This is a genomic window from Pseudobdellovibrionaceae bacterium (assembly GCA_020635075.1).
Lineage (GTDB): Bacteria > Bdellovibrionota > Bdellovibrionia > Bdellovibrionales > UBA1609 > JADZEO01.
The window spans coordinates 331,120-355,406 of the sequence record JACKAM010000001.1 but is presented as its reverse complement, the minus strand read 5'-3'; the positions used below and the strand labels follow the sequence as shown (position 1 = coordinate 355,406).

29 protein-coding genes, 1 tRNA gene and 1 pseudogene are annotated in these 24,287 nt (G+C 49.4%); 11 read left to right on the top strand and 20 right to left on the bottom strand.

What is annotated here, in order from left to right; all coding sequences use genetic code 11:
- Positions 1 to 222: 222 nt before the first annotated feature.
- Positions 223 to 1,659, top strand: coding sequence for a hypothetical protein (locus H6624_01450; GenBank protein ID MCB9082973.1), 1,437 nt, complete (start codon positions 223 to 225; stop codon positions 1,657 to 1,659).
- A 133-nt stretch (positions 1,660 to 1,792) separates the two neighbouring features.
- On the opposite strand, the gene H6624_01445 is transcribed toward H6624_01450, so the two are convergent.
- A complete protein-coding gene (locus tag H6624_01445) occupies positions 1,793 to 2,221 on the bottom strand; it encodes a hypothetical protein (GenBank protein MCB9082972.1) in 429 nt (142 codons plus the stop codon).
- 282 nt (positions 2,222 to 2,503) lie between these two features.
- On the opposite strand from H6624_01445, the gene H6624_01440 reads away from it, so the two are divergent.
- Together H6624_01440 and H6624_01435 are read left to right on the top strand one after the other, a co-directional pair.
- Positions 2,504 to 3,379, top strand: coding sequence for a hypothetical protein (locus tag H6624_01440; GenBank protein MCB9082971.1), 876 nt, complete (start codon positions 2,504 to 2,506; stop codon positions 3,377 to 3,379).
- Positions 3,376 to 3,876 (top strand): hypothetical protein, encoded by a 501-nt coding sequence (locus tag H6624_01435; GenBank protein MCB9082970.1) that lies wholly within the window; start codon positions 3,376 to 3,378, stop codon positions 3,874 to 3,876. Before H6624_01440 ends, H6624_01435 begins: the two co-directional genes overlap by 4 nt.
- A gap of 68 nt (positions 3,877 to 3,944) precedes the next feature.
- Here the strand turns inward: H6624_01435 and H6624_01430 are convergent, their stop codons facing one another.
- Positions 3,945 to 4,964, bottom strand: a complete 1,020-nt coding sequence (locus H6624_01430; protein ID MCB9082969.1) for a hypothetical protein — start codon at positions 4,962 to 4,964, stop codon at positions 3,945 to 3,947.
- Positions 4,965 to 5,321: 357 nt separating this feature from the next.
- Between H6624_01430 and bamD the strand changes: the two genes are divergently transcribed.
- The 3 genes from bamD (at position 5,322) to H6624_01415 (ending at position 8,277) form a co-directional block, all read left to right on the top strand.
- A complete protein-coding gene (gene bamD / locus H6624_01425; GenBank protein ID MCB9082968.1) occupies positions 5,322 to 6,146 on the top strand; it encodes an outer membrane protein assembly factor BamD in 825 nt (274 codons plus the stop codon).
- 186 nt (positions 6,147 to 6,332) lie between these two features.
- On the top strand, positions 6,333 to 6,929 hold the full coding sequence (locus H6624_01420) for a hypothetical protein (protein MCB9082967.1): 597 nt from the start codon (positions 6,333 to 6,335) through the stop codon (positions 6,927 to 6,929).
- Positions 6,930 to 7,197: 268 nt separating this feature from the next.
- Positions 7,198 to 8,277 (top strand): DUF4185 domain-containing protein, encoded by a 1,080-nt coding sequence (locus tag H6624_01415; GenBank protein MCB9082966.1) that lies wholly within the window; start codon positions 7,198 to 7,200, stop codon positions 8,275 to 8,277.
- Between the two features lie 12 nt (positions 8,278 to 8,289).
- Here H6624_01415 and H6624_01410 read toward each other — a convergent pair whose 3' ends face one another.
- A complete protein-coding gene (locus H6624_01410; GenBank protein MCB9082965.1) occupies positions 8,290 to 8,673 on the bottom strand; it encodes a hypothetical protein in 384 nt (127 codons plus the stop codon).
- Between the two features lie 170 nt (positions 8,674 to 8,843).
- On the bottom strand, positions 8,844 to 9,209 hold the full coding sequence (locus H6624_01405; protein MCB9082964.1) for a hypothetical protein: 366 nt from the start codon (positions 9,207 to 9,209) through the stop codon (positions 8,844 to 8,846).
- Between the two features lie 222 nt (positions 9,210 to 9,431).
- Here H6624_01405 and H6624_01400 point away from each other — a divergent pair, with 222 nt between their 5' ends.
- The 3 genes from H6624_01400 to H6624_01390 all read left to right on the top strand — a co-directional run bounded on the left by H6624_01400 (position 9,432) and on the right by H6624_01390 (position 12,453).
- Entirely contained in the window at positions 9,432 to 10,265 is an 834-nt protein-coding gene (locus H6624_01400; GenBank protein ID MCB9082963.1) for a TIGR02147 family protein, read from the top strand.
- Positions 10,258 to 11,163, top strand: a complete 906-nt coding sequence (locus tag H6624_01395) for a hypothetical protein (protein MCB9082962.1) — start codon at positions 10,258 to 10,260, stop codon at positions 11,161 to 11,163. The genes H6624_01400 and H6624_01395 overlap by 8 nt, the downstream gene beginning before the upstream one ends.
- Before the next feature lie 129 nt (positions 11,164 to 11,292).
- Complete coding sequence (locus H6624_01390) at positions 11,293 to 12,453, top strand: hypothetical protein (GenBank protein MCB9082961.1); 1,161 nt, start codon at positions 11,293 to 11,295, stop codon at positions 12,451 to 12,453.
- A 68-nt stretch (positions 12,454 to 12,521) separates the two neighbouring features.
- On the opposite strand, the gene H6624_01385 is transcribed toward H6624_01390, so the two are convergent.
- From H6624_01385 to H6624_01340, 10 genes and pseudogenes are all read right to left on the bottom strand, one after another.
- Positions 12,522 to 12,923, bottom strand: coding sequence for a DUF2541 family protein (locus tag H6624_01385; protein MCB9082960.1), 402 nt, complete (start codon positions 12,921 to 12,923; stop codon positions 12,522 to 12,524).
- A 106-nt stretch (positions 12,924 to 13,029) separates the two neighbouring features.
- Positions 13,030 to 13,356 (bottom strand): winged helix-turn-helix transcriptional regulator, encoded by a 327-nt coding sequence (locus H6624_01380; protein ID MCB9082959.1) that lies wholly within the window; start codon positions 13,354 to 13,356, stop codon positions 13,030 to 13,032.
- A gap of 831 nt (positions 13,357 to 14,187) precedes the next feature.
- On the bottom strand, positions 14,188 to 14,595 hold the full coding sequence (locus H6624_01375; GenBank protein ID MCB9082958.1) for a type II secretion system protein GspG: 408 nt from the start codon (positions 14,593 to 14,595) through the stop codon (positions 14,188 to 14,190).
- A gap of 8 nt (positions 14,596 to 14,603) precedes the next feature.
- On the bottom strand, positions 14,604 to 14,708 hold the full coding sequence (locus H6624_01370; protein MCB9082957.1) for a type II secretion system protein GspG: 105 nt from the start codon (positions 14,706 to 14,708) through the stop codon (positions 14,604 to 14,606).
- Between the two features lie 29 nt (positions 14,709 to 14,737).
- A pseudogene (locus H6624_01365) lies at positions 14,738 to 14,860 on the bottom strand (type II secretion system protein GspG).
- Between the two features lie 256 nt (positions 14,861 to 15,116).
- A complete protein-coding gene (locus H6624_01360) occupies positions 15,117 to 15,281 on the bottom strand; it encodes a hypothetical protein (GenBank protein MCB9082956.1) in 165 nt (54 codons plus the stop codon).
- Complete coding sequence (locus H6624_01355; protein MCB9082955.1) at positions 15,278 to 15,487, bottom strand: hypothetical protein; 210 nt, start codon at positions 15,485 to 15,487, stop codon at positions 15,278 to 15,280. The genes H6624_01360 and H6624_01355 overlap by 4 nt, the downstream gene beginning before the upstream one ends.
- 146 nt (positions 15,488 to 15,633) lie before the next feature.
- Positions 15,634 to 15,795, bottom strand: coding sequence for a hypothetical protein (locus H6624_01350; protein ID MCB9082954.1), 162 nt, complete (start codon positions 15,793 to 15,795; stop codon positions 15,634 to 15,636).
- A gap of 187 nt (positions 15,796 to 15,982) precedes the next feature.
- Complete coding sequence (locus H6624_01345; protein ID MCB9082953.1) at positions 15,983 to 16,294, bottom strand: hypothetical protein; 312 nt, start codon at positions 16,292 to 16,294, stop codon at positions 15,983 to 15,985.
- A 45-nt stretch (positions 16,295 to 16,339) separates the two neighbouring features.
- Positions 16,340 to 16,591 carry a hypothetical protein gene (locus tag H6624_01340; GenBank protein ID MCB9082952.1) on the bottom strand — a complete coding sequence of 84 codons (252 nt, stop codon included), beginning with the start codon at positions 16,589 to 16,591 and terminating at the stop codon, positions 16,340 to 16,342.
- A gap of 310 nt (positions 16,592 to 16,901) precedes the next feature.
- On the opposite strand from H6624_01340, the gene H6624_01335 reads away from it, so the two are divergent.
- Together H6624_01335 and H6624_01330 are read left to right on the top strand one after the other, a co-directional pair.
- The gene (locus H6624_01335) at positions 16,902 to 17,660 is read left to right on the top strand and encodes a hypothetical protein (GenBank protein MCB9082951.1); all 759 of its coding nucleotides are present in this window, start codon (positions 16,902 to 16,904) and stop codon (positions 17,658 to 17,660) included.
- Positions 17,660 to 18,172, top strand: coding sequence for a hypothetical protein (locus H6624_01330; protein MCB9082950.1), 513 nt, complete (start codon positions 17,660 to 17,662; stop codon positions 18,170 to 18,172). The genes H6624_01335 and H6624_01330 overlap by 1 nt, the downstream gene beginning before the upstream one ends.
- 226 nt (positions 18,173 to 18,398) lie before the next feature.
- On the opposite strand, the gene H6624_01325 is transcribed toward H6624_01330, so the two are convergent.
- The 6 genes from H6624_01325 to pheS form a co-directional block, all read right to left on the bottom strand.
- Positions 18,399 to 18,475, bottom strand: a tRNA-Pro gene (locus tag H6624_01325).
- A 115-nt stretch (positions 18,476 to 18,590) separates the two neighbouring features.
- Positions 18,591 to 19,763, bottom strand: a complete 1,173-nt coding sequence (locus H6624_01320; GenBank protein MCB9082949.1) for a fatty acid desaturase — start codon at positions 19,761 to 19,763, stop codon at positions 18,591 to 18,593.
- Entirely contained in the window at positions 19,764 to 20,252 is a 489-nt protein-coding gene (locus tag H6624_01315) for a MerR family transcriptional regulator (GenBank protein ID MCB9082948.1), read from the bottom strand.
- Between the two features lie 34 nt (positions 20,253 to 20,286).
- Complete coding sequence (locus tag H6624_01310; protein ID MCB9082947.1) at positions 20,287 to 20,598, bottom strand: integration host factor subunit alpha; 312 nt, start codon at positions 20,596 to 20,598, stop codon at positions 20,287 to 20,289.
- Between the two features lie 211 nt (positions 20,599 to 20,809).
- The gene (locus tag H6624_01305) at positions 20,810 to 23,251 is read right to left on the bottom strand and encodes a phenylalanine--tRNA ligase subunit beta (GenBank protein MCB9082946.1); all 2,442 of its coding nucleotides are present in this window, start codon (positions 23,249 to 23,251) and stop codon (positions 20,810 to 20,812) included.
- Complete coding sequence (gene pheS / locus H6624_01300) at positions 23,248 to 24,273, bottom strand: phenylalanine--tRNA ligase subunit alpha (protein ID MCB9082945.1); 1,026 nt, start codon at positions 24,271 to 24,273, stop codon at positions 23,248 to 23,250. The genes H6624_01305 and pheS overlap by 4 nt, the downstream gene beginning before the upstream one ends.
- Positions 24,274 to 24,287: the final 14 nt, after the last annotated feature.

Below are 24,287 nucleotides of genomic sequence, written 5' to 3'. Positions count from 1 at the left end.
AAAATCGGGGGCCAGAATGAAATTTCTGCCCACACCCCCACAGGATGCGCACCGCCACATCCGTCCTAATTGCAGGGTCCAAGCGCACAGCAGGATTGTGAACCTCAGAGCACACAATTCCTGTCTCAAAACAAGAACCTCTTCCGGGTTATTGAGTTTCTTAAGGTACAATAAACACTTGGGGGTACGGGCGTGTTCCATTCAGGCAGACCTAGCAGAAGGTTGTATCTTTCGGTCACAGTGATCCTCGCCCTCACTTTTATCACCCTCCATTTTGGCCAAGGCTGCGGTAATTCCATGCGCAGTCTCCACCCCCAAGATGGCACCGCCAACTCGGGCTCCAACAACCCTAACAATAACAACAACAATCCTCCTGGCGGAGGCGACCCTCCTCCACCAGCACCGGGGAAGGAAATCTTTGTTGGACCTGGTGGAACGGGAGACGGTACAACTGAAGCCGCTCCCTTGGGATCTGTGCAATCCGCCATGAATCAAGCCCAGGCGGGAGAGACGGTCACGATCTTGCCCGGCACCTACACCGAAGACCTGAGCACCAGTCGCAATGGTGAAAACGAAAAGTCGATCTTAGTCAAAGCCAAGAATGGCCGCGGATCTGTGATCATTCGCTCCACCTCGGGCCGAGCTCTCCAGGTGAACCACGCCTATTGGACTTTTTGGGGACTGGTTTTTGACGGCCGGTACGGTAATCGCGACCTCATCCTCGTGCGCAAAGGGGGCGACAACCTGACTTTTAAGAATGTGGAAGTCAAAGAATCCAGTCGGGATTGCATGGACATTGAGGAAGTCAACGACATCCTGATTGAAGACTCCCTGATCCATCATTGTCTCAACTACACGGGAGGACAAAGGGTCGATGCTCACGGTATTGTTGGCGTCGCCGTTCGCAATCTCACCATCAAGAACACGGAGATCCACACCTTCTCCGGAGATGCAGTTCAACTCGACCCCAATCGCAGCGCCTTGGGGTGGGACAACCTGGTCATTAGCGGTTGCCACTTTTGGTTGAAACCCTTACCGGCTCTCACCAATGGATTCCCAGCCGGGTCCGTGCCGGGAGAAAACGCCTTTGACAGCAAGGTGGGTCCGGGACGCCCTAAGATTCTGATAGAAAAGACCATTGCTTCGGGATTCAAGGACGGATTGATCAGCAACATGGCCGCCTTTAACCTCAAAGAGTCTATTGAAGTGACCGTTGATCGGGTTCTGGTCTTTGATTCGGACATTGCCTTTCGCGTGCGCGGACCAGCTCATACGACGATCATGAACAGTGTGGTCCACAGTACGGCGAGGGCCGTTCGCTATGAAGACGATGTGCAGATTCTCAAGATTTGGAACTCCACGTTCGGTGGCGATATTACCACCTTCCTCCAGGCAGCTTCGTCAGTGAGCACGGGAGTGGAAATTAAAAACAGTGTCTACCTCACTCAGACCTTGCCTACCATCGCCGGTGGAGACTCCTCAAATGTGGCCCTGCCCGCCGCTGGTTTTGCCAATACTGTGGAACATGACTACCACTTGAAATCCGGATCGCTCGCCCAGGGAAAAGGGGTTCTGCTCCCACTGGTGGTTCATGACTACGATGGCAAGTCCCGGTCTGCTGGCGGCCCCTACGACTCAGGGGCCTTTCTGGCACCCTAATCTCCCCTTTGAATCAGGTTTTGCAATGGAACTTCCTGATTGTCTGCGGACAAATTCACAACAAAAAAACGCCGACACGACGTATGTCGGCGTTTCGTTGAGAGGGATCTAACAGAGAATTCCTGAGCGAACCTTACTCGCAGGCAGGAATTGTATAGTCATAGGAATCAACAAGAGTACGAACCCGATCGCCATGTGTGGATTCATAGACTTCATATGTGTAAGTCAAAGGACGAGTGATGGTCACAGTTTTATAGGCCTTGCACAGCTCACCCTCACCACTGCCCCACTCCACGCAACGCTCTGTCTGATAATAGCGAGAAGTCTCAACAGCAACTTTTTTAGTTTTCAAACATCTTGGTTCTTCGCCATTACTATAATCAGTGCAGACATCCGCAATCATTCCTGTGCGAAGCATGTCGCCATCGACACAAAACTTATCCACAGAAACGGACATCTTTGCCTGAACAACATGGATGTGAGGAACGATGGTAACCAGGTTCGCTGCCAATACTGAGGAGCTGAAACCAAGCGCCAATACGGACAAAATCATCTTTTTCATAGTATTCCTTCCCGAAGAGGACTCATGGGTCCTTTTGGTTGATTAGATTGCTTGGCCCCAAATAGATGACTTCCTTGAAAAACTTTCAACATTGGCAGGCCGAGGCTTTTAAAAATTATGGACAATCCTTGGTTTGTCCCCCTATTTCCACCTAAATTCAGATGCTTAGGCCAGACAAATAGTCCTTGCGAAATTGCCGTTTGTCCAATGGCCCGAGCTGAGATAGATCTGCCAACTACTGACAAGATGGGGAAAATCGGCAAGGGGTTGGGGGAAATCTCGATGTTAGAAGTGGACCCACGAGACGAGACTCTCGGGGAACAGGAACATCAGGGCTCAATTGAGGTGAACAGGCATCAGCTCCTGATTCAGCTCAAGATGGATTTGCAGGTTTGGCTAGAGGACTATCCCTCTATGTCAGCCGGCTTGGCTGCCCTTCACCGCAAAACGACTTTAAGCCGCAAGCAATTACAGCGATACCTTGAAGGCAAATCTGTTCCTCAGTTTTTCAATTTGGTCTCACTGTACTCTGCCATCCATGAAGAGAAGGATTACCCCCAACTACTGGCCAAAGTGCCCGCAGTCATTGCCAAGGCCATGGAACAGCGAAATCCCAATCCCGACTGGCGCAGTGTTGATTATACTTTCGACTTTAGTGACGAAATGAAGTCCAACCCGGCCTTCACCTTCATCTATTGGCGAACCGCCGAGGGAAATTTACTAAGCCAAGACCTCGTTCGCGATGAATATGGAAAACTCGGAATTGATACTCTGAAGGATATGGAAAGAAGAAGAATTATCGAGATCGTCCAAAAGGGCGTCTACACCCGTGGTTCTTCACGATCAAAGCCCATAGACATGGAAGCGGCCCAAAAAGTAGCCTCCCACATGATCCTTCGCCACTTTAAGCCTGCAAGGGCGAGCGATGAGGGCCAAAACTATTTGGGCTTTAACGTTTTAAAGTTGTCTCCGCAGGACAAACAGCGGGCCCTAAAGATGATCTATGAATTGAATTTTGAACTGATTCGTCTTGCCCAGAAAAGTGAGGGATCCAAGGAGATCCTGTTTACACTCCTGGTCTGCGATCAAATGAACGACACTGATACCAACAAGGACTTTATTGAGTGGGAAGGAATCCTACCGAGGGGTAAATCATGAGCCGTAGACTGCCTATTTCCGTAACCATCGTAATCTTGCTTTGCGTAAGCCTTGGCGCCTCAGCTCGAGAGGGAACCAGCGGGGGAGGTCCATTTGCGGCTTTCATGAATAGCCTATCTCGAGGCCCAAGTATGGTCTTCAGTATTCCTATGATTCAGGTCCAGGGACAGCCCCTTTACGCTGACAAATTTTGTGTTGATGGCGAGTTCTTAAAAGCTCCAGGTGAGACTGTACAGGTCTGCAAGACTGGGACTATTAAGGACCGAGAAGGGTATCGAAATTGCGACTGGCAGGATTTGCCGGCCATCGTATCTCGCTACAAGGTCCGATCCACTTGTAAGAAGTCAATGAACGGAGACTGTCTTGAATGGCAAGATCTGATGGTTGAGCGACCCAGGACATACACCATCAAAGCATTTGAAGTACCAACCAACTCAGAAGCAACTGATCGTATTCTACGCCATCAAATGGATTTTACTCTGCCTGAATGCTTGTAGGGGACAAAAAAAGGCCAGCTGCGAGGAGCCGGCCTTTTTGATCACTTAATTAACCTGTGAGTCTTTTATTACTTCAACAAAGTCTTGTCGTGTTTGTCGGGGTGACCGAACTTAACAGTTGTACGGGCACCGAAAGTGAAGCCGTCTTCTTTGTCTTGCTTCTCATCATACCAAGTGTAGCGAATCTCAGGACCAAAGGTGACATTCTGAGTGAGGTAAAGGTTGTAGCCGATACCCAACTGAGTCAGATAGTTGTCAATGTAGCTGGCTTCCATGGCAATTTGACCAGGGCCCAACTCACGAGAAACTCCACCTTGGAAGGCAAACTTGGCATCAGGATACTGGGATGAGTGGATCAAACCATGACCTTCAACGAAGGCAGTGTATGTACCATCATTGTACACAACACCCACACCAACGCGGTCATCGTCTTCAAGGGCATCATTGTCGCCATTACCCTTATGAAGGCCAGAAACATGAACGCGAATCTTCTCAGTGATTTTTTTGCTCAACTTAACTGAAGCACCATCAACCGATCCAATCTGCAGGTCACCTTTTTCAGTTTCAAAAAAGGAGGCCTCAACAGAGTCAAAGATTCCGAAGAAGTCCTTGTTCAACTTAAGGGTCACACCGATCATGCCACCTTCGAAGTTCAAACCGTGAAGAGGGCTGTCCTGAGGAATTGGCATCTTGCTCATCACTTCGCCGTAAGCCATGACATGCTTACCAACGATAATGGCTGTGGGCGTTCCGCCAATGTTTTTGATTTCGATGAAGGCGGCTTCGATGGCCTTTTCCAGGTCAAACTCACTGCTCACTTCTTCACCGGCTTTGATCAACTGTCTTTCGAACTCCAGCTTGATCACAGCGCGAATGTTTTCGGCCAGCTTTTGCGAAATCAGGATCTCGACGTTCTTGGTGCGAACATCTGATTTGTAGTCGCCTTCGCCGTCTTTAAACATGCGAAAGTCCACAGAACCCTGAGCTTTAATTGACGGAGCTTCCAAAGCCATTGATGTGGCAGGAACTCCAAGAGACATAATCAGGCTGGTCGATACAGCCACCCGTTTAAACAGACATGCTTTCATAGCAATCCTCCGATCATCCGATCTTATTGAATACAGTTTTCCCAATGCCGAACCCCCATTACATTCCCCATGCCGGAATCTGACGTGTTATTTTACTAACAGTGATTTCCGCCACTTAATGCTGTGCACTATTTGTTTAAGGATTTGTGTAGCTTAGCCCAGATAAGGATTTCTCACCCCATTTGACACTAGTGGAATTTCTTCCCTCACCCCCCAGGAAGTATGTTGAACTGCTGCACAGGCTTGAAGTTCTTCCAGACGCCCTCACCCCCCTAGTGAGATCAGTTGAATCTGAGCCCCGGCTTAGGAATGCCCCTTGCACCGCCAGCCCACAAGTCATTGCATGGAGGTTTTTCAATGAGCTGGTTGCGGTACGTTGGGATTTTAGCGCTGATTCTTGTCACCCCACTGACAAGTTACGGGTTTTCCTTTTCATTTGAGTCCCTCAAGTTTGGAGGCTGTGAAAGGCTCCAGATCAAAAAGATCATCGATGAGGCAGCTCAAAACCCCGTGAACAAGGACGCCGTCATTATGGCCGATTTGCGAGCCAAGGCCGATGCCTTCGCCGCCAAGAATGATTATTGCCGGGGCACAAAATACCTGGTGGCCATCACTCAGCTCTTTTACTACACCCCGACCGTCCATGAGGCAGGGCTCCTCGCCCCCCAGTGGGCCTATAAGGCCACCTACTACCGCGATGCTGTCCAGCTGGCTCAGCAGGCGATTGAAAAATACCCTGACCCCAAAACCGATGAGGAAATGCACCTTTTGATCGCTCGCTCATTGTTTAATATGATTCGAGGCCCTGAAAACGACCAGACCGACACGGACAATGCGATCGCCAAGTTGGTGTGGTTTGAGGAGACCTACCCTAAGAATCCCGAGATTCAAGAGGTCAAGGGTATGCTTCGCGATGCCGTCAACACCCGCTCCGCCTACGAACTTAATATTGGCAAGTTCTATCTCAAAAAGAAAAAGTACATGGCCGCCGCCCACCGCTGTTTTGGTGTCATCAACAACTACCAAAGCACCACTTCTGTTCCCGAAGCTCTGTTCTGCATGACCAAGTCCTACATGGGACTTGGAAAGAAGGACGAGGCCGAAGCCTCAGTCGCCCTTCTTCGTCAGAATTTCCCGGAAAGCGAGTGGCTTGAAAAGAGCGTGAAGGCTCTTGAGAAATAGTCCCTTATTAATCACCCTTCACCCGTCCGAGTGAAACTCTCAATTCACTCGGACCTGGGATCAATCTCGACCTTAGTTGTGAACTAGCCACTAGGATTTCCTAGTCAAACCTTGCCCCAACCTAATCCCTTTGAAACTATTGGGAAGTCACAGAGAATTTAAAGACATCTATATTAGGGGGTCATCATGGGATTAAAGGGTCTTCGTCGGGGCATAGCCCTTTTTGTGGGCTCAAGTGCTTTAATTTTATTTTCACAAACAGCGACTGCCAAAGGCGGGGGCGGCTTTATGCTGGAGCCTTACTTGAATTATGCGGCCTCGGGCAGTTACGAGTACACAGCCAAACCATTGCTGTCTCAGCCCATTGATGCCAGCGTCACGGGCCCCGCATTCGGTCTTAAGATCGGTGGTAACATTGGTGGCTTTTTGCTTGGTGCTGAGTACACCATTTACCGCTTAACTGGTGAATATGACTCATGCGGTAGCAACTGTGACGCCAAATTAAATTTTGATGGAATGGGAGCATTTATCGGTTACGCCTTCACTCCTGCACTACGCTTCATCGCCACTTATTATGTTCAGCTCACTAACAAGGAAGACAACAGTGAAGCCAAGGGAACGGGCATGAAAGCCGGCATTCACTATATGGTCATGTCATTCCTCAACTTGGGATTGGATTACCAAACCTACAACTTCGATGAACTTGAGCCTGCGGGCGGCATCACCGAGTTTGACGTCACAGGAAACGCCATCATGCTGACCATTGGCTTTCCGATTATGTAACTCCACTGTCCATTGTCACAGTCGGCTGGTTTGTTCTCAGCCGACTGTGATGAGTCACTTGCCTGCCTAGATTCCAGATTCCCTGCCCACTTTTTTCGACCTTCCATCAGAACCAATCCCTGCTTTCCATAGAGACAACAAATATAAGTCCAATTCACCCTGAAATCCCGTCATCTTCTCCTGGTCATCAGCGTTCTCAAGGATGTAATCCAGGGAGTTCTACCTCAATACCCTGGACTTTTAATCCCTTTGTCACTAGGAAGAACCCATGAGCCGAATTGGGATTTTGATCATAACCCTAATAGCAGCAGTTCTCGTCGCGGGCTTTGGGGATTCACTTGCCTCCTCGACTGGTTGTCAGCCGGAAATTGGTCCAACCCACACCGCTCGAGGGAGCTGGCTCGGCGCTGATGTGGCTTACTCATTGGTACTCCCCAACCAAACCACCCTGTGGATCTTCGGCGATACATTTATCGGCCCAGTGGGAGCCAAGGACCGAGCTGGTAGCGCCATGATCGCCAACACCGTGGCCACCTCTGTGTGCAAAGATGGAGAGTTTGTCTTTGAGCCCCACTGGCTTGTCGATAGACAAGGCGATGCTAAGCCCATTTTTGATAGCCAAAAACTTGACGACCTAGGCTTGATTTATTGGCCGGCCCAACCCGTTTTGCACGAAGGTCAGCTCTTCATTCCCCTTATGCGCATGAACAGAAAAACCTGGGGGATCGAGGGGACCGATTTAGCGAGAATCGACAACCCAACTGATCGACCTGATCAATGGAGAATTGAAATTCTCCCATTGAGTTCCTTGTGGGGAATTCACCCAATTGGCTCTTGGCTTGACGACGACTATCTTTACTTGATGTGGAATCCCAAGTGGAATGCCATCGCCACCCGCCTGCCCATAAGTAGACTTCAGGCTGCGCACTTTAAGCCCGAAAGGGAACAATTCTATCTTTCTCAAGATGAGCAGTGGAAGCCAGGCCTGGTTGTTGAGGACAGCAAGCTCCTTGGCCTTGTCGCCAACAGTGGCCTCACCCTCAAATACCAGCCCGACCTACAGCAATGGTTTGTCACTTATGCGGACTTCACCGACGGGATTTCTCAAGGCATTGTGACGAGGACGAGTCCATCCCCCTTCGGGCCCTGGAGTGAGGCCAAACTGATCTACTCCTTCGACACGGAGTACGCCCGACGTCCTGGAATCATGTGCTACACGGGTTTCATGCATGACCAATACTCTTCAGCTAATCAAACACTAGTCAGTTATGTTTGCAACGAAGAGTCCGAAGAGCTGTTCACCGATATGGGGATATACTTCCCCCAGTTTTTTGCCGTTTCCCTGTGAGAAGCCTTCGGTCTATTCAAATCCCCACTGATCTGTGCCAATTCCCTCGACGGTCACCATGGTGGCAGCCCCCCCTTCTGGGCGGATTTCAATTTCACAGGAGGCGCGCCAGGGAATCATTGGATCAAAGACCACACGAACACTGCAGCTGCGTTTGGGCAAGAGTGTGGTCAGGCACTCGTTACTGACGTAAATGTATTCGGATTCACAAAAAATGTCTGTCACATCAATATTGACTGGCTCAGGACCGATGTTCCTGACGTAGACAAACTCTTGTTCACCCCCCCAACGAATGTCAACGAAACCAAAATCTATATGGGCTGGAGAAACGAGGATTTCAGCCTGGGCGATTCCCAAGCCAAGGATAAAGGAAATCAAAACAAGGCCTAAACGCATGATACCCCCTCTGCGGTTAGATGCTCCCTATTGAATGCCAGCTCATCATACGATTTGACAGGGGAATTGCCACTTCTTTCCTGCAGATTTCCTGCTATGTGGCCAGTAAGGTCCATCATGCGCCACGCTCAGCGCGACGCATGACAAGTTTTAACCGGGAACAATTCAACTCAATAATAATAGACCTGGCAGCCAAGAGCGTAGCAGGTGTGAGGTGCTGCCGACCAGGCCAAGCATGAGTTGTTGGCTCCGTCTTGAGTGGCGTAGGCGTTATAACCAAAGTTTTGGTAAATGTAGCCATAGCCATCTTGGGTAAAGCATCCCATGTACCAACCATGACCATGATGATGTGGCGGCTGGTGAAAGACGTTGGAACTCAGACCCATGCGGCTTTCGGGTACATCGGCAATGGTGCCGCTGTCGAGTAGCTTTTCAACAGTCAGCTGACTTGATTCCGCACTCTGAAATGAACCCGACTCCGCCTGTGCAGCGTTAACGACAAAAACCAAGGCGACGATTCCCATAAATGCTTTCATGATACTTCCCTCCCTTTAAAATGGTTTGATCATGTGCCTCCACAAGTAAGTTCGGAATCGGCCAATAACCACGAAATTGTGCCCAAACGCACATTTTCGGCGCACAAATCTGTGCGCTTATGATTCGGAGTTTCAACATATAACCATTTGTAATAACTCGGGTCCCATTATCTTTTGTGCGGTCTATTGACCATAATTGGGATCGGGCGTAGGAAACCACCCATGGGGGAAACGGGATCAAATCTATTTGAGTATGTCCACTACCGGGACTATCTCAACCATCTCAAACAAAGCCACTGGGTGGTACGCGGCCGACCGCTCACTCTGGAAAAGATCTCAGAGAAGTTGGGCTATCGTTCGCCACGGCTGCTGGGAATGGTTCTTAAAGGGCAGCGTATCCCCTCCCAGGAGTTTGTTGATCGCCTGGCCTCTCACCTTAAACTCAACGGCTCCCAAAAACGCTATCTGCAGTTACTGATTCGCTACGAGCGGCAAAAATCAAAAGGCAAAGATACCAATACAGTCATTGAAGAGATTCGTGACCTGCTGCCTGGAGCCCACTACGATCTGGAAATCGAAAACCACGTTTTTCACTATGTGGCTGACTGGTACACCTTGGTCATCCGCCAGATCCAGAGCCTTAAGGACTTTCAACTGAGTCCTAACAGGATCAGGAACTTGCTTCGCAACAAGGTCTCCACCGACCAGGTCAGTGCTGCCATCGAATCTCTAAAAAAACTCCAGCTCTGGGGGCCACGGGCCTCGGATAACTTGATTTCCCAACAGGACATTCCGAGCACGGCCATCAAAAAGCACCATGAGCAGATGGCCCAGCGGGGTATTGAGGCCCTTTACGAACAAGATGTTGAGGATCGTGAGTTTTCAGCCCTCACCCTTGCTTTCAAGCAAGACAATATTGACGAAGCCAAACAATTCATCCGTAGCTTTCGCGATCAGTTCAACAAACGGTTTTCAAGCAAAGATGCGGATGCTATCTATCAATTGAACATCCAATTTTTCAGTCACACGACGACAAAGGAAAAAGGCCATGCTTAGAACACTTTTGATTTCAGCACTTCTGATGATCCCTGCTTCGGCCTGGTCTCGCGGCGATGTGGTTGGTAACGGCATCGGTTTGGCCGAAAAGCGCTTTCACTACGTGTTTCAAAACATAGAAAGCTTTGTCGGCCTTTGCTTAAGCGGCAATCTGTGTAAACTCACCGCCAGCGAACAAGCCCTTGCCCTTAAGATTCTCGAAGCCATGCCTCAGGAAAGACTCCAAAAAAAGCCCCTTCAGTTTGAGTCGGAGAAAAAGAGGCCTGGTTTTTTTGTCATCGATGGCAAGGTCAAGGCCGCTAAAACCGGCCCGCGAATCGGTGTGCCAATATATATCAATCTTGATATGACCGTCCGCCAGACTTTTTATGGTTCTTCTGAACCGATGGGGGAACCAGAAGTGCTCTCCATCCTGATGCATGAGCTTGGGCATCATCATGGCATCGAGGACGAAGATCAGCTCGACATCTTTGGCAGCAAATTCCAAACCGCTCTTGCCGCAGAACTTCAACGAGTGGAGCTGGGGTTTCATGCCGCCAACGTTCAAGTTTCGGTTCTCAACACCCCAGCCTTGGGAGTTCTCCCCCAGGTTTGGATCACTGATGGCTTACAGATGTTTGACTTGAGCCACATGGTTCTTCCCTATCTGACCTGTCCGGCTGGTTACACCATGTCGGGCGGCCATATCTCCAACACCCATTGGTCGTGGAAGACCACTCCTGACCCCACATACCCAGCCGTGTGGTACATTTGGATCGAAGGCTTTGCCATGCCCTACTGCACGCGGGGCGGAGTCTATCAATCGGTGTCCCAAGGTTCCTTGTTCAAAATCGGCATGGCCCTGTCGTTTCAAAACACCTACTACTTTGTCGTCCCCGGCAGCTTTTTTCACAACTAGCCCAGCACGAAGCCCAGTGCGGACAAAATATTGAGACCCCTCTTCAACCGTTTACCTTAGTTCACGGTTGATTTTTCAGCCGATGACCCAGGAACCTGTTAGAATGATTCAACAGACTAGGAGGATCGCATGAAGGGGCGCCGGCAATTTTCAGTTGCCATTCTGATAGGTTTCTTTATGAGCTCAACCCTTCTGCCCACTCGGGCTCATGCCGACCCATTTTTTATTGGCGGGGTTGTCACGATTCTAGGCTGCACACTGCTCGAAAAAATGGTGACTCGGCCCAGTCAAAAGTGTGGCGAGAATGTTAAAAAGCTGTTTGGTGGAGTCCTCGGGTCTGATGAGAAACCAGGATCGCCAGCCGCGGGGACATCATCATCGGCAGTGGCCTCGAACGCCAAGGTAGTGGAATTTTCGGGAAGGTGCCGCCTGGATAAAGGCGTGATCGGATCGGCCGCTGGCTCAGGATGCGAGGTCCTCACGGACTCGAATGGTCAGTTTAAGAAATATAATGCCCAAAATTTAAGTCTGCTTGAGTTTGCCAGGAACAATATCCAGCCAAAGCCCGCGTGGACTCAAATTCAATGCCCAAGTGGCTCCAGCCTCCAAGTTGGTATCACTGGAGAAACCCGGACCAGGTCCTCATTCGAAGATGTGAGTGGGCGAATGACCCTTCAGTGTTTGGGAGGAGGAACACCCCCAAGGGTTGTCGGTAAAGTCTATGATGTCCTATTTGAGAGATCCTCCACTTTTGGCTTTAAGATCAAGGGTTGGATCGAAGGTGAGAAGGATGCCTCCGGCAACACCCGACTTCGACATTTTTCTGTTAACAGCCTGGGGGGCGAAATCGAGGAAGATCGACAGGTGAGATTTCAAAACGGAAGGATGACGATAGATCACATCGGAGGGTATTCTTGCTTTGTCACCGCCTGGACCAACAAGGTTTTAAAGTCTAAAGCTCAATGTGATGAAAAGGCCCGAATCGTCATGGAAAGAGACGAGGAAATCTGGTGCGAACCAAGTGCCTTAGGGATGGTAAAAAAGGATTCCGTTCGATCTCTGCGTGAGGGTGTTCTACAACAATGTCGAAATGAAAAAGGTGGCCCCTATACGCAAATGGCCTTTCGTAGGTTGACTCGACCAAACAACCAGGAGCAGCTCGTGGAGTCTGATCGCAAGCCCATCATCGTTCTGGCCTCAGAGGTCTTGGACACCAAGGGCGAGGTTTTGGACAATTCTCTGGTGATGCCAGTCCCTGATTCCTTCAGGAAAGACCCTGGAACCAAGTAAAGGCGTCTTATATAAAAAAGGGTGAGGACCAAGTCCTCGCCCCTCTTAAATGTGTGCCTGAATAACAACTAACGTAATCCAAAAAAGGTAACCAAGGCCAGAGGTCGACGAGGAACACCCTCTGTGTCTCCTCGGACAACGATACGTTTGATACAACGTTCTCCACCGATGAGATCGATCCAACGGGATGTGGAACCTCGCCGAAAAAAGCGCCTTACGGGAACATAAGTGTCCCAGCTCCCATCACCGTACTGAACATCCAGGTCATAAATTTCAGCCGCACGGCGATTGACCTGCATACGAATGGCCCGAAACATACCCTTGCCAGTGGAGCAGGAAAAAACTCCGACAATGTCCACATCGGGCCGATTGGTTAAGGTCGTGCTACCTAACTTTACCTGCTCGGCATAGGCACTGCTTGTTCCAAGAACGAGTATTCCCACAACAAAAGATAACAGTTTGTTCTTCATTTTATCTTCCCCCTTAGTAGTTTTTGGTTGTCCGAGGGCAAACTACCACGAGGTGGATCAGAGAATGTGGAAGTTGGGAACTATGGAAGCTGTTAAAGAATTTATATCAAATGTGGTTATTTTGGCGCCAAGTCAATTTGTAGCCTTTGCCATACACGCCAAGAATTTGTAACGAGCAGGGCTGGAAACGACGCAGCTTCTTGCGGATATGACTGATCACTGAATCAATACTGCGATCAAAGATCTTAATCTGGCTGTCCACCAGATCAAGGATCTGCTGCCGAGAAAGCACCGTCTCCTTGCGCTGCCAGAGCACACTCAATATCTGGTACTCGCGCGGCCCAAGGTTGATGGCTGTGCCATTAATGACCAAAGCTCGAAGGGTTTCATCCAGGTGGATTTCTTGTTGGCTTTCGACGACTTGCGTTTCCATAGGTAGGAAACCCGGCTATCCTGAAAAAGTTGCGCCTAAGGTGGAAGCTCAGGGCCAACAGATCGGATTAGAACTATGAATCCCCGCACTTGCGAGGGCATTAGAGGTAAAAGTGAGGTGGCGGGAAAGGCGATAACAAGGGATTCTGGTAACGTTCCATACTAATCCCCCTATAAGGCGTAATCTCAAGGTTGGCTCTGAGTGGAATTACTCAATTTGTACCCCTGACTACTAAAGACCATTGCTGGCTTTTGTGGGTCCGTCGGAAAGATAAAGGTTCGCCCAACAGTATGTTCAAATGAGCCCACGAAGGTCCATTCACTATAGGCAACATGATCCTTCCGGATAGCCACACTCATGCACAATCCTTTCGGGCATAGTGCTACTCCCCGGCTCAATTTAAGAACTTCCTCCTCATATGGACATATGAGTTATCAAGGCCTTATTAGGTCCTTCCAGAACTCACTTCGAGTCGCTTTCGGAATTCTAAAATACAAGGCGACACACCCTACAATGATGGCAATCCATACAGCAACCAACTGGACCGCTGAGTCCGTAAACGAAACAGCCACTCCCATGGCGAACCCTAGAAGGGCGAAAAGGGCAAATCCACAAAAGGCATAGACCGATACCATCACAATGAGGAAGTAACAGCCAAAACAGAAGCGACTTCCCTTTATTCTGCTGCTTCTCACCACTCATTGGACGCCCTTATCAAGCATGGTTTCTTTTCTCATTTACTTCGGCTTCTCACAGGCTTCTTAGCTTCACTGCTGTCTTTTCAAGACATGCCAATTCACTGGAATGTAGCACACTCCTCAATAAAGACACCTAGCCAGCTGGTGAATATCTCGATTGAGGGTCGGAACCACCTTCCTTACCATCGCGACCCCAAATGATAATGACGCCAATGCCGTCTTGAAGCTCATAAACAACAGGACGCCCCAGGGGATCTTTGAGTTGGCCGGAATTGATATAGGGACGTGGGCCCCAACTGCTGCATTCGTCGGAACTCTCGAAAGTGCTTCCAGGCCCTTCCTCGCTCGGGTAGTTCCCGCAGTCAGTCAGGTACATGGCCAAAAGCCTTTTCAATTCCTTCACTTGAATGGTGGCTTGCTTGTGTTTGGCCTTCTCCCAAGTATCTAAGACATTTGTGCTCAAAGCCGCCACTAGGCCTGCCAATATAACCAATACAATCATCATTTCTAATAGAGTCATGCCTTTTTGATTCAGCATCATAGCCTCCTTTACAGGTCTTCAGATGAAATATCCTCATCCTCCCCTGAGCCGCCTTCGCTGCCGTCTTTGCCTTTGGACTTAAGGACGTAGGCTTTGCCCTCAGACTCGTAGATGTATTGGTGGTTCCAGGGATCACGAGGGAACTTTTAATATATGGATCTGGCCCCAGCCTGAACAAAGAGGTGGCTTCTTGGGGAGCCTCTAACAAGGCTTGCAGCCCTTGCTCCTTTGATGGGTAAAAGCCGCAGTCCGTGTAAAAACATATCGAGCGCCTTCCCCATTTCGGCCATTGCGATTTTGGCCTGCTTGACTCGCGCCGATTTCAATCGGCCTGAAACGACAGTCACCAGGGAAGCCAAAAACCAGCCAGAACGACAAGAACAATCCCAACTCAACCATACGGGTGCGAGTAAAAACATTGGTAAAAACAGAGAAAGATCAAATTTTTTTAGTCGTCTTAGTCTGTCCCAAGATCTCCAGGTGCCTGGCTGCTCCTAGCGACCACTCACCCTCTTGGCGTTTCATGATCTCAGTGGTTTCCCCAAAAGCTCCCTGAGTTGGTCACACTCAGCCTTGAGTTCAGGGGTCGGCCACAAGGAACTTCTCAATTTCTTGGCCTGCCGAGAGCTCAACTCGCCCAACACATAGTTGATCATCTGGTCTTGGGACACATCGTTTCTCTTCACGACTTATCCCCTTTCTCACCGCAGCCTTCAACCTTTTGATGGCCGTACACAAAAGATAGCCCACATTGGTCGGCGTTTTTTCCCACCACCTCGGCTGTTTGCTGGTAGCTCAAGTCACCGTCGAAACGCAGCCACAACACCTCTTGGGATTCAAGAGGTAGACTTTCAATCGCCTCAGCCAGGCTGACACAGTCTTCTTTGCTGATGAGGTTCTCTTCAGGAGATGGAGACTCAGGGGTTGGAGTTTAAGGCACTGTCTCGCGTGTGAGCGTCGACCACTTTATGGTGCTTAATAATGTTGAGGCACTTGTTGCGACAAGTTGTCATAAGCCATCGCCACAAGCGATAGTTGTCAGAGCACATGGGCCCCAGCTAAACAGGCCACGAAAGTCTCTTGCACCACATCCTCCGCCAAACCCCTATCCTTCAGGTGGAGATAGGCAAACCTCAGCAAGGGCCCTTCGTGGGCCAGAATGATTTTGATCATCTCCTCGCTATGCGGTTGCCGGGCCAACACCACCTCCTGATGTCCTATAAGTAAGACAACTGACACCGGGTTTTATTAGAGCCAAAATAGAGATTATTTTCTAGATCTGGGACTCAGACCTAGACCCTTGATAACCGTGATGAATTTCCAACCCTGGCGACTAATACTCCAGCTTGTGGCGCCAAACCGGCAAGAGACCAATCGACCCCTCGCCCTACTCTGGCTTCAACCTGCACTCTCCATTTTTGCAATGAGCATTCGGCTTGGCCTTTCCCATTTTGTCCCAACTCACGCAGGCCATCGAAGCCCCATGGCGGATGTTGCACTTGGAAGCCATTTCGGCACTCTCTGTATTGGCAACCGAGGTTGGCCAGCCACAGGGGTTGGGGACGACAACACAATCTGCATCAACTTTACAGGTCGTCCATTCAGTCTTCCAACCTGGGCAGTTGTCCATCGCCCGGGCTGGTCCACAAAAGAAAACGATGAATACCAAACTCAAAGATAGTTGAAGGATTACTTTCATAGTCGGTTCCTTACCGTTCTGACGGCCATCTCGTAGAATCAGTTATTATATCCGATTGGTTTCCTTAATAAGCCCAAGGCAAATGCTTAAATCTCGGCCATCACTTGGAGCCGTGTTTTGCAGATACAGTTTTATTCCAGCGCATTGGCACTGAACACCCCGCTCAGCTCCAGGAGGAAGAGGGGCACCAATATAGTCATCGCAAATCAAGGATGGCTTTGGGTTGCCGACCATCATGATCCCAACGAGCAAGCACATCACCCCTAACACCAAAGCTGCGAGTCTTCTTTTGCTCATCTGACTATCTTATGCTCAGACCCAAATGGTGTCGAGATCTCAGAACCCTGGGGGCTGGCCAACTGCCCCCTTCCCTCTTGCGAAAGCGTCAACCATGTCTCCGGAATAAGGGCCTAGCTCCTTGTGGCGGGAGAACGCTACAACCTCCAATCGTCAGACGGCCCATCCGGGCGCATGATAATCTCACGTATTTTCAGTAATTTACCTGCCGTCCCCGATGGACATTTCTTTTATGTTATTATCGTATTTTCCGATAATAATATATTGATGATTTTGCTGCCTTGTGCTACATTTAGACGAGGAGGTCAGGATGCTCGTGGACTATCTGGTCACATCCAATACTCGCAAACAGCTCTTTAAAGTCCTTTTTGGTGGTCTTAATGGCTCTGTCCACGACTTAGCTCGACTCGCCAATGCTTCATATGCGGCCACCTATGAAGAGTTAAAAGCCATGAAGGGGGTTGAACTTGTAAAGGAGTCTCGAAACGGCAAAGCCCGAGTATTCGCCCTAAACTGTGAGTCCAAAGATCTACCTCTACTTCGTGCGCTTTTCGGGGTTGACGAACTTGAGCCACCACAAAGAGAGGATAAGGACCTAGCTGAAACAAAAGCCAACCTTGCTAAATTCGGCGCTCCACTTAATTTTGAACGAGAAGCCCAATTGGAATTAGAACTAGAAGACACATTGGCTCTGGGAGTTTACTTTTCTCAACAAGAAGCCTCTCTTCTTCGCGTCTTACCACTGGTTGTCGAGCGAAACACGGAGAGACTTGATTATGATAAACTATGGCACTTTGCCCTTAAGTATAATGTAAAAAGACAAGTGGGGTTTCTCCTCGATTTGACGGGCACCCTTACGAAGAAAAGAAGCTACAAGGATCGAGCCAAAGAGTATTGGGACAATCGCTACGGGAGACCTACAAGCTATTTCAAAATGAAGACTAAATCCCCGTCGCAGCTCAAACTAGAGGAGCTCAACACGCCCCCGCTTGCTAAAAAGTGGTTTTTCACTATGAATATGGGCATGGACACTTTTAAATCATTTTATGAAAAATTTAAGGCTTCATAATGCTTGATGTTTATGGAAGAGGTCAAATCCTTGGATTCTTGAAGGCCCTTGACAAAGAGCTCGACGAACCATTTGAGCTGATCCTCATCGGTGGAACTGCGGCTACATTAGCGTACAAGGTGACAAGAGCAACCCGGGACATTGATGCCATCAACAATGTTAAGGGGTTACAAAAAGCCTATGAAGCTACCAAACAAAAAACTGGTGTCGATATTCCCCTTGAACAAGTGAGTGTTTTTGATGCCCCATATGATTATGAGGACAGACTAGTCATTCTGGAGGATTCAAGCCTAACGAATTTAGTCATTAAAATTCCCGAAATACATGATTTGATTCTAATGAAAACGATCAGAGGATATGAGCACGACTTCGAGGCGATACAAGAGATGATTGAGAAAAACGAAGTATCAAAAAGTACGCTTGAAGAACGAATCAGAAATGAACTCGGCCAAGCAATTGGCAACAAAAAGAGAATTGGCCTCAACTTCTCTGCACTGCTGGAACTTTTTTAACTGGCATACAGATTTGAACCGTCGGCATGAGCCTAGCCGCCTACAGGCGGCCTCATGCCGACCCTCCACCACCCTCCATAGGTCGCTGGTTCAACCCCATCTATTACCAACGAAGGTAAACGAGCAGGTCGAGGCGCGACGACTGAGAGCTGAAGGGAGCGTATGCCGAATACGTGACCGAATGCCGAAGGAGGAGCAACGAAGAGATGCGATGTTTAGCTGAAGTTGGTCGGACCGACTGGATTTGAACCAGCGACCTCCACCACCCCAAGGTGGCGCGCTACCAAACTGCGCCACGGTCCGACTCAAGAGAAAAATTTTGAGCAACCAAAATAGGGCCGGAGGGGGTTTTAATCAAGGCTTTTTTTTCACCCGATCTAATGGTGAAAATGTTGAAATTACTTGGGATTTAGGAATCCTAAGCGGAAGCAAGGCCCCTTGTATTGCGCAGATAACGAACAAAGGTCTGCCACTGGGCACAGGTATTCTTGTATTCCAACCGGGCCGCCCGCATCTGGGCCTTAATGGCCATGCGCTGAGCTCGGTTGGTGACCACCCGACGATGCCTCAGTTTACGATATTGAACCTGCAGATCTCGCCACTGTTTTTGTGCCTCCATGATCCGCGCTCTTAATAGATCCATTCTCTCCTGCCAGGGATCACTACTTGATTCCAACCGGGCCCTGAGCTTCTTTAGATCCATTTCTAAACGAGCTTTCAATATCTGGACGTCAGGCACCTTCTTGAGATTCTTCGTCAACTTCACCCAACTCAATAACTTAATAAGCCACTTAGTAGGATCCCAGTGGTACCAGCGGATGCCATTGCGGTAGTCGGCTTCAAACCGATGATGAAAATTATGATAGCCTTCACCATAGGTCAGGAGAGCCAACCAAAAACTGTCTCTGGCCGTATTGCCATCCTCATATCCCTGGTCACCATACATGTGACAAAAACTATTAATGAAAAACGTAAAATGATGAACCGCCACAATCCGCACAAATCCAGCTATGGCCAGTCCACCAATCCAGGAGCCCATCCAATAGCCAATTAGAGTCGGCAATCCAAAACCCAAGCCGATGGATAAGGGCAGATAATATCGGTGCTGCCACAGGATGAGCTTGTCTTGATAAAGATCCCTGACCCACTTGGGATCGGCCATGCGCCAATTCTCGTTGCGGAAAAACACCCAGCCCATGTGAGCCCACCAAAAACCCCGATTAATGTTATAGGGATCCTTTTCCTCGTCCACAAAGCGATGATGAAGGCGATGGTCCACTGACCACTTAAGAGCCGAATTTTGGACCGCGGCTGCACCAAAAAGCAAATAGAGTCCACGCAAAACCACATTGGCATCATAAGCCCGGTGCGCAAACAATCGATGATAACCGCCGGTAATAGACAATCCGGTGAGCAAATAGAAAATGACGAACACCAAAATCAGCCAGGGGTTAAACCCCTCCAGATAAACATGCAAAATTGTAAGAACGACTGCCGCCACTGGCGAAGCACACAAAAAAAGCGTGTTCACCCAGTCCAGCTTCCGAGGTGCTCTGGAAACTTCAGCGCAACTAGAGTTGTGTTGATTCATTTAGGACTCCGGAGAGGATATCGAAACTTCAGCAAACAAAGACTTCGCACGATTGATCTCGTCAATTAGATCCCGCACCTGATCTGTCACCTGCTCAAGTTGATGCCCTAGATTTCTAATTTCAGTGGCCTTCTTCGTGTCCTTGCGCAGCTTTTTAAGTGCCGTCCGGGCGCCTTCAATCGAAAAGCGATCCTCGTAGAGAAGCTTTTTGATCATCATTACCAGAACAACGTCCCTCTTCTCGTAAACCCGCTGGTTATTGCGGGACTTCTTCGGAGCGAGATTGTCGAACTCGGTTTCCCAATATCGAAGCACGTAGGGTTTGACCCCTACCAGGCGCGCCACCTCGCCGATCTTGAAAGCCATCTTGTCCGGGATCTTTTCCAGCTGTTTGGCAAATCGGGTATCAACCAGCTCTAAGTCGGGTCCAGTTGACGGGGCGTACCTCGTCTCATCTTTGGTTTCGAAAACAACTTCATCTGTGGACATGATCTACCCTTCAACTCGATGGGGTTGGGTTGGCCTAGTCATTCTCGTCGTCGGTCATGCCGGTGATATCCTCACCGTTGAGCATGGCTTTCAGCACTTGGCTGGGACGGAAGGTAAGAACCCGTCGGGCACTGATTTTAATTTGATCACCTGTTTGTGGATTTCGACCAATCCGCTCTTTCTTTTCGCGTACGACAAAATTGCCGAACCCGGAAATCTTCACTTTATCACCGTCGCAGAGGGTGTTTTTGAGAGTTCCAAAAACCAACTCCACTAACTCCGAAGCTTCTTTTTTGGAAAAACCAATCTTTTGATAGACCTTTTCAACAATATCGGCCTTGGTCATTGTGGAACGACTGATATTCTGCTGCGGCATAGGAGTGAACCTCGTTGTTGTCGACTCTGTCTACTCGGTGACTTCTCCATTAGGCTACCAAGCCATTGAAAACTTTCAATAAATTTGTGCCTAATGGGGCAAAATTCGGACGGTCAGAGGATTCATCAGGACCTTTTTCCCCCTTTAACAGGGGATTTTCCCCAATCCTCAGCCTTATAATTTAACGCACTTGGACGTTAAAGCGCTTTTCGACGGCTTGAACCAACTTCTTTTGGAGATCAGTGAGTTCGGCTTCCCCAAGCGTACCCTTTTGATCACGAAAAACCATCTTATAGGCAATCGAGCGTTGGCCCTGTTCCAGTTTATCGCCGGCGTAGACGTCAAAAATCCAGGCCTCCTCAAGCAGATTCCCGCTCTGCTTGCGAATTTCCTTCAGGATATCTTCCGCAGCAATTGTTTCTGGCACGAGAAAGGCCAAGTCCCTTTCCACTGCAGGGAACTTGGAAAGTGGTCGTGCCTTTGCCGTGCGCGGCTGCCCACGCATCAAACCATCAAAGTTGAATTCGCAAACGGCACAATCGTGCCGAAGTTTACTTTCCTGAGCCAAACTTGGGTGTAAAGTTCCAAGCACACCCAATAGGCGGCCCTCAACAAAGAGAGCCACTGACTGGCCGGGATGAACAAAGCTGGGATACTCCTCGGCCTTGAGTTTTCGCCACTGAAATCCCGAAATCATGAGTTTACTAAGGAGATTCTCCACAGTGGCTTTAAGGTCATAGACCACGGGCCGGGTCTTATCTTTGACCCACATATCAACTGGATGACCCCAAACCACCATCCCCACGCGACATTCTTCCTCGTAGCCTCCCTCTCCTTGCTCGAAAACAAAACCGGTCTCAAACAGACGACCCGATTCAATCCCATGACGATAGTTGTGCATAAGATTGCGGAACAAACCTGGTAACAGACTGGTGCGCATCACGTCCGTATCCTCGCTCAACGGATTGCGAATAGCCACAGCCTGCGCCGAGGTTTTTAAACCCACGTTGTTCAACTTGGCAGTATCGCCAAGGAACTCTCCCGCCGTCCGACCACTGTAAAATCCATAGTTCACAGCCTGTAGGTATCCTTCAGCCACTAACAGTTCATTGAGGCGGTTTTCCATAGTGAATTGAAAAGCGTGGGGGCTAGGTGATGTCACCAGTGGTGGAAAATTCTCCGGCACATTTTCATAGCCATTGAGGCGGGCAAACTCCTCCACCAAGTCTACATTTGCCTCCAAGTCCACCCGATAGGGAGGGGGCACGACATCCCAACCACCCATTTTCTTATTGGTCTTCACCTGACAACCAAGACGCTTCATCCAAGTTTCAAATTCCGAACCCTCTGCCTTGTAACCCAAGCGCGTTTCCAGGTATTCGTGTGCAATGCCGATGGAAGGCTGACTCAAGGGCTGAGGGTAAAAATCATGATAGTCTTTACCTACCTCACCACCAGCCACTCTTTGAATCAGTTCACAGGCCCTGTTCATCGCCAAAACCACGCCTTCAGGATCCGTCCCTCGACTAAAACGGTAACCGGAGTCTGTATCAATTCCCAATTTTCGAGAGGTCCGCCGAACGGTTTCCCTCAAAAAATAGGCCGATTCGAGGAATATGTTCTGAGTCTTTTCGGTGATACCGGAATTGAGGCCACCCACGACCCCAGCTAAAGCGACAGGTCGCGCGCCATCCCGAATCATCAGCTCATCACCATCGAGCTTAAACTCCGTGCCGTCCAGGGACTGAAAGACCTCTCCCTTTTTGGCATTGTCCACGGTAATGGTGCTGGCAGCAATTTCATCAGCATCAAAGGCATGCAAGGGTTGCCCCAGTTCCATCATCACAAAATTGGTCACATCAACCACATTATTGATGGAGTTAAGGCCCACACTTTCCAGACGCTTCCGCAACCAATCAGGACTGGGGCCAACCTTCACCCCAAATATTCCCCGACCAGCATAACGCGGACACAAGTCAGCGTTCTTCACTTTGAGATCAATCATCTTTTTGGTGGAACCACCGGTTGCCTTGATGTCAGCAAGTGGGACTTCATAGCCACGGCCCAACAGGGCTGCCACTTCGCGGGCCAAACCAAAATGACTCAAGCAATCGGCTCGATTAGGAGTCACACTAAGTTCCATCACCACATCATTCCAGCCCATGTACTCTGCAAAGGGAACTCCCACAGGAGCCTCCGCGGGAAGAATCATGATTCCCGGACTCTCCTCGGCCAAATCCAGTTCCTTTTCCGAACACATCATGCCAAAGCTTTCCACCTGGCGGATTTTTGACTTCTTGATTTCGAAGTTCCCCGGCAAGACGGCGCCGACAAGAGCCACGACCACCTTGTCGCCCTGTTTATGGTTTTGGGCTCCACAGACAATCTGCAGATTTTCCCCCCGCCCCACATCCACCTGACACAAACTCAAGCGATCGGCATTGGGGTGCTGACCCTTTTCCACCACATGGCCAACAACGACCGATGAAAACTTTTCGGCCAAATTTTCCACATGCTCCACTTCGATTCCAGCCGAGGTCAGTTTACCCGCCAGCTTCTCTGGATTCTCAAAGAAGTCCTGCACATCCACATAATCATTGAGCCAACGTAAAGAAATTTTCATGATTCAAACTGCCTTAAAAAGCGAAGATCATTTTCAGCAAACAAGCGAATGTCATCGATACCATATTTGATGATGGCCATCCTCTCCATGCCAAATCCAAAGGCAAACCCCTGCCACTCCTCCGGATCGAGTCCGCAGTGAGCCAGCACTTTTGGGTTTACCAATCCCGAGCCGCCGATTTCAATCCAACCAGTGTGTTTACACATGCGACACCCCTTGCCCTTACATATAGGGCAGGAACAGTCCACCTCGGCAGAAGGTTCGGTAAAGGGGAAAAAGCTTGGACGAAATCTGGTTTTGATTTCTTCACCAAAATACTCCCGGACAAAATAGGCAATCGTTCCCTTAAGATCAGCCATAGACACGTGCCGATCAATTAACAGACCTTCAATTTGATGGAAATTTGGCGAGTGAGAGACGTCGCTGTCACAGCGAAACACGGACCCGGGAGCCAATATTCGCAATGGGGGCTTTTCCTTCTCCATGGTGCGAATCTGAATGGGACTGGTGTGAGTTCTCAAAACATGACTCTCGTCCACGTAAAAGGTGTCCTGCATGTCCCGAGCTGGGTGATCGGGAGGAATATTGAGAGCCTCAAAGTTGTACCAGTCTTTTTCGATCATGGGACCGGTCCGCACACTGTAGCCAATGCGGCCGAGAATCTCCACGATCTCATTGATCACCTTCTGGATAGGATGACGCCCTCCCCGTTCCCGGGCGGGTCCGGGAAGAGTCAGATCCAAGGTCTCACCAGCTATCCGCTGATTGAGTTCAGCCCGACCCAACTCGACTTCCATTTTGGAGTAGAGGTCCTCTAGAGCCACTTTGACTTCGTTGACCATTTTGCCAAAGGCAGGCTTCTCCTCTTTAGGGAGCTGACCCATTTCCCGCATCACCAGGGACAACTGCCCCTGTTTGCCCAGGAATTTCACCTTGAGGTCATAGAGTTCTTTAGTTTCTTTAGCTGCAGCAAATGCCGCAGCGGCTTCTTGATGTATTGCTTTAACTTTTTCTGAGAGCATTTTTCAATTATTCA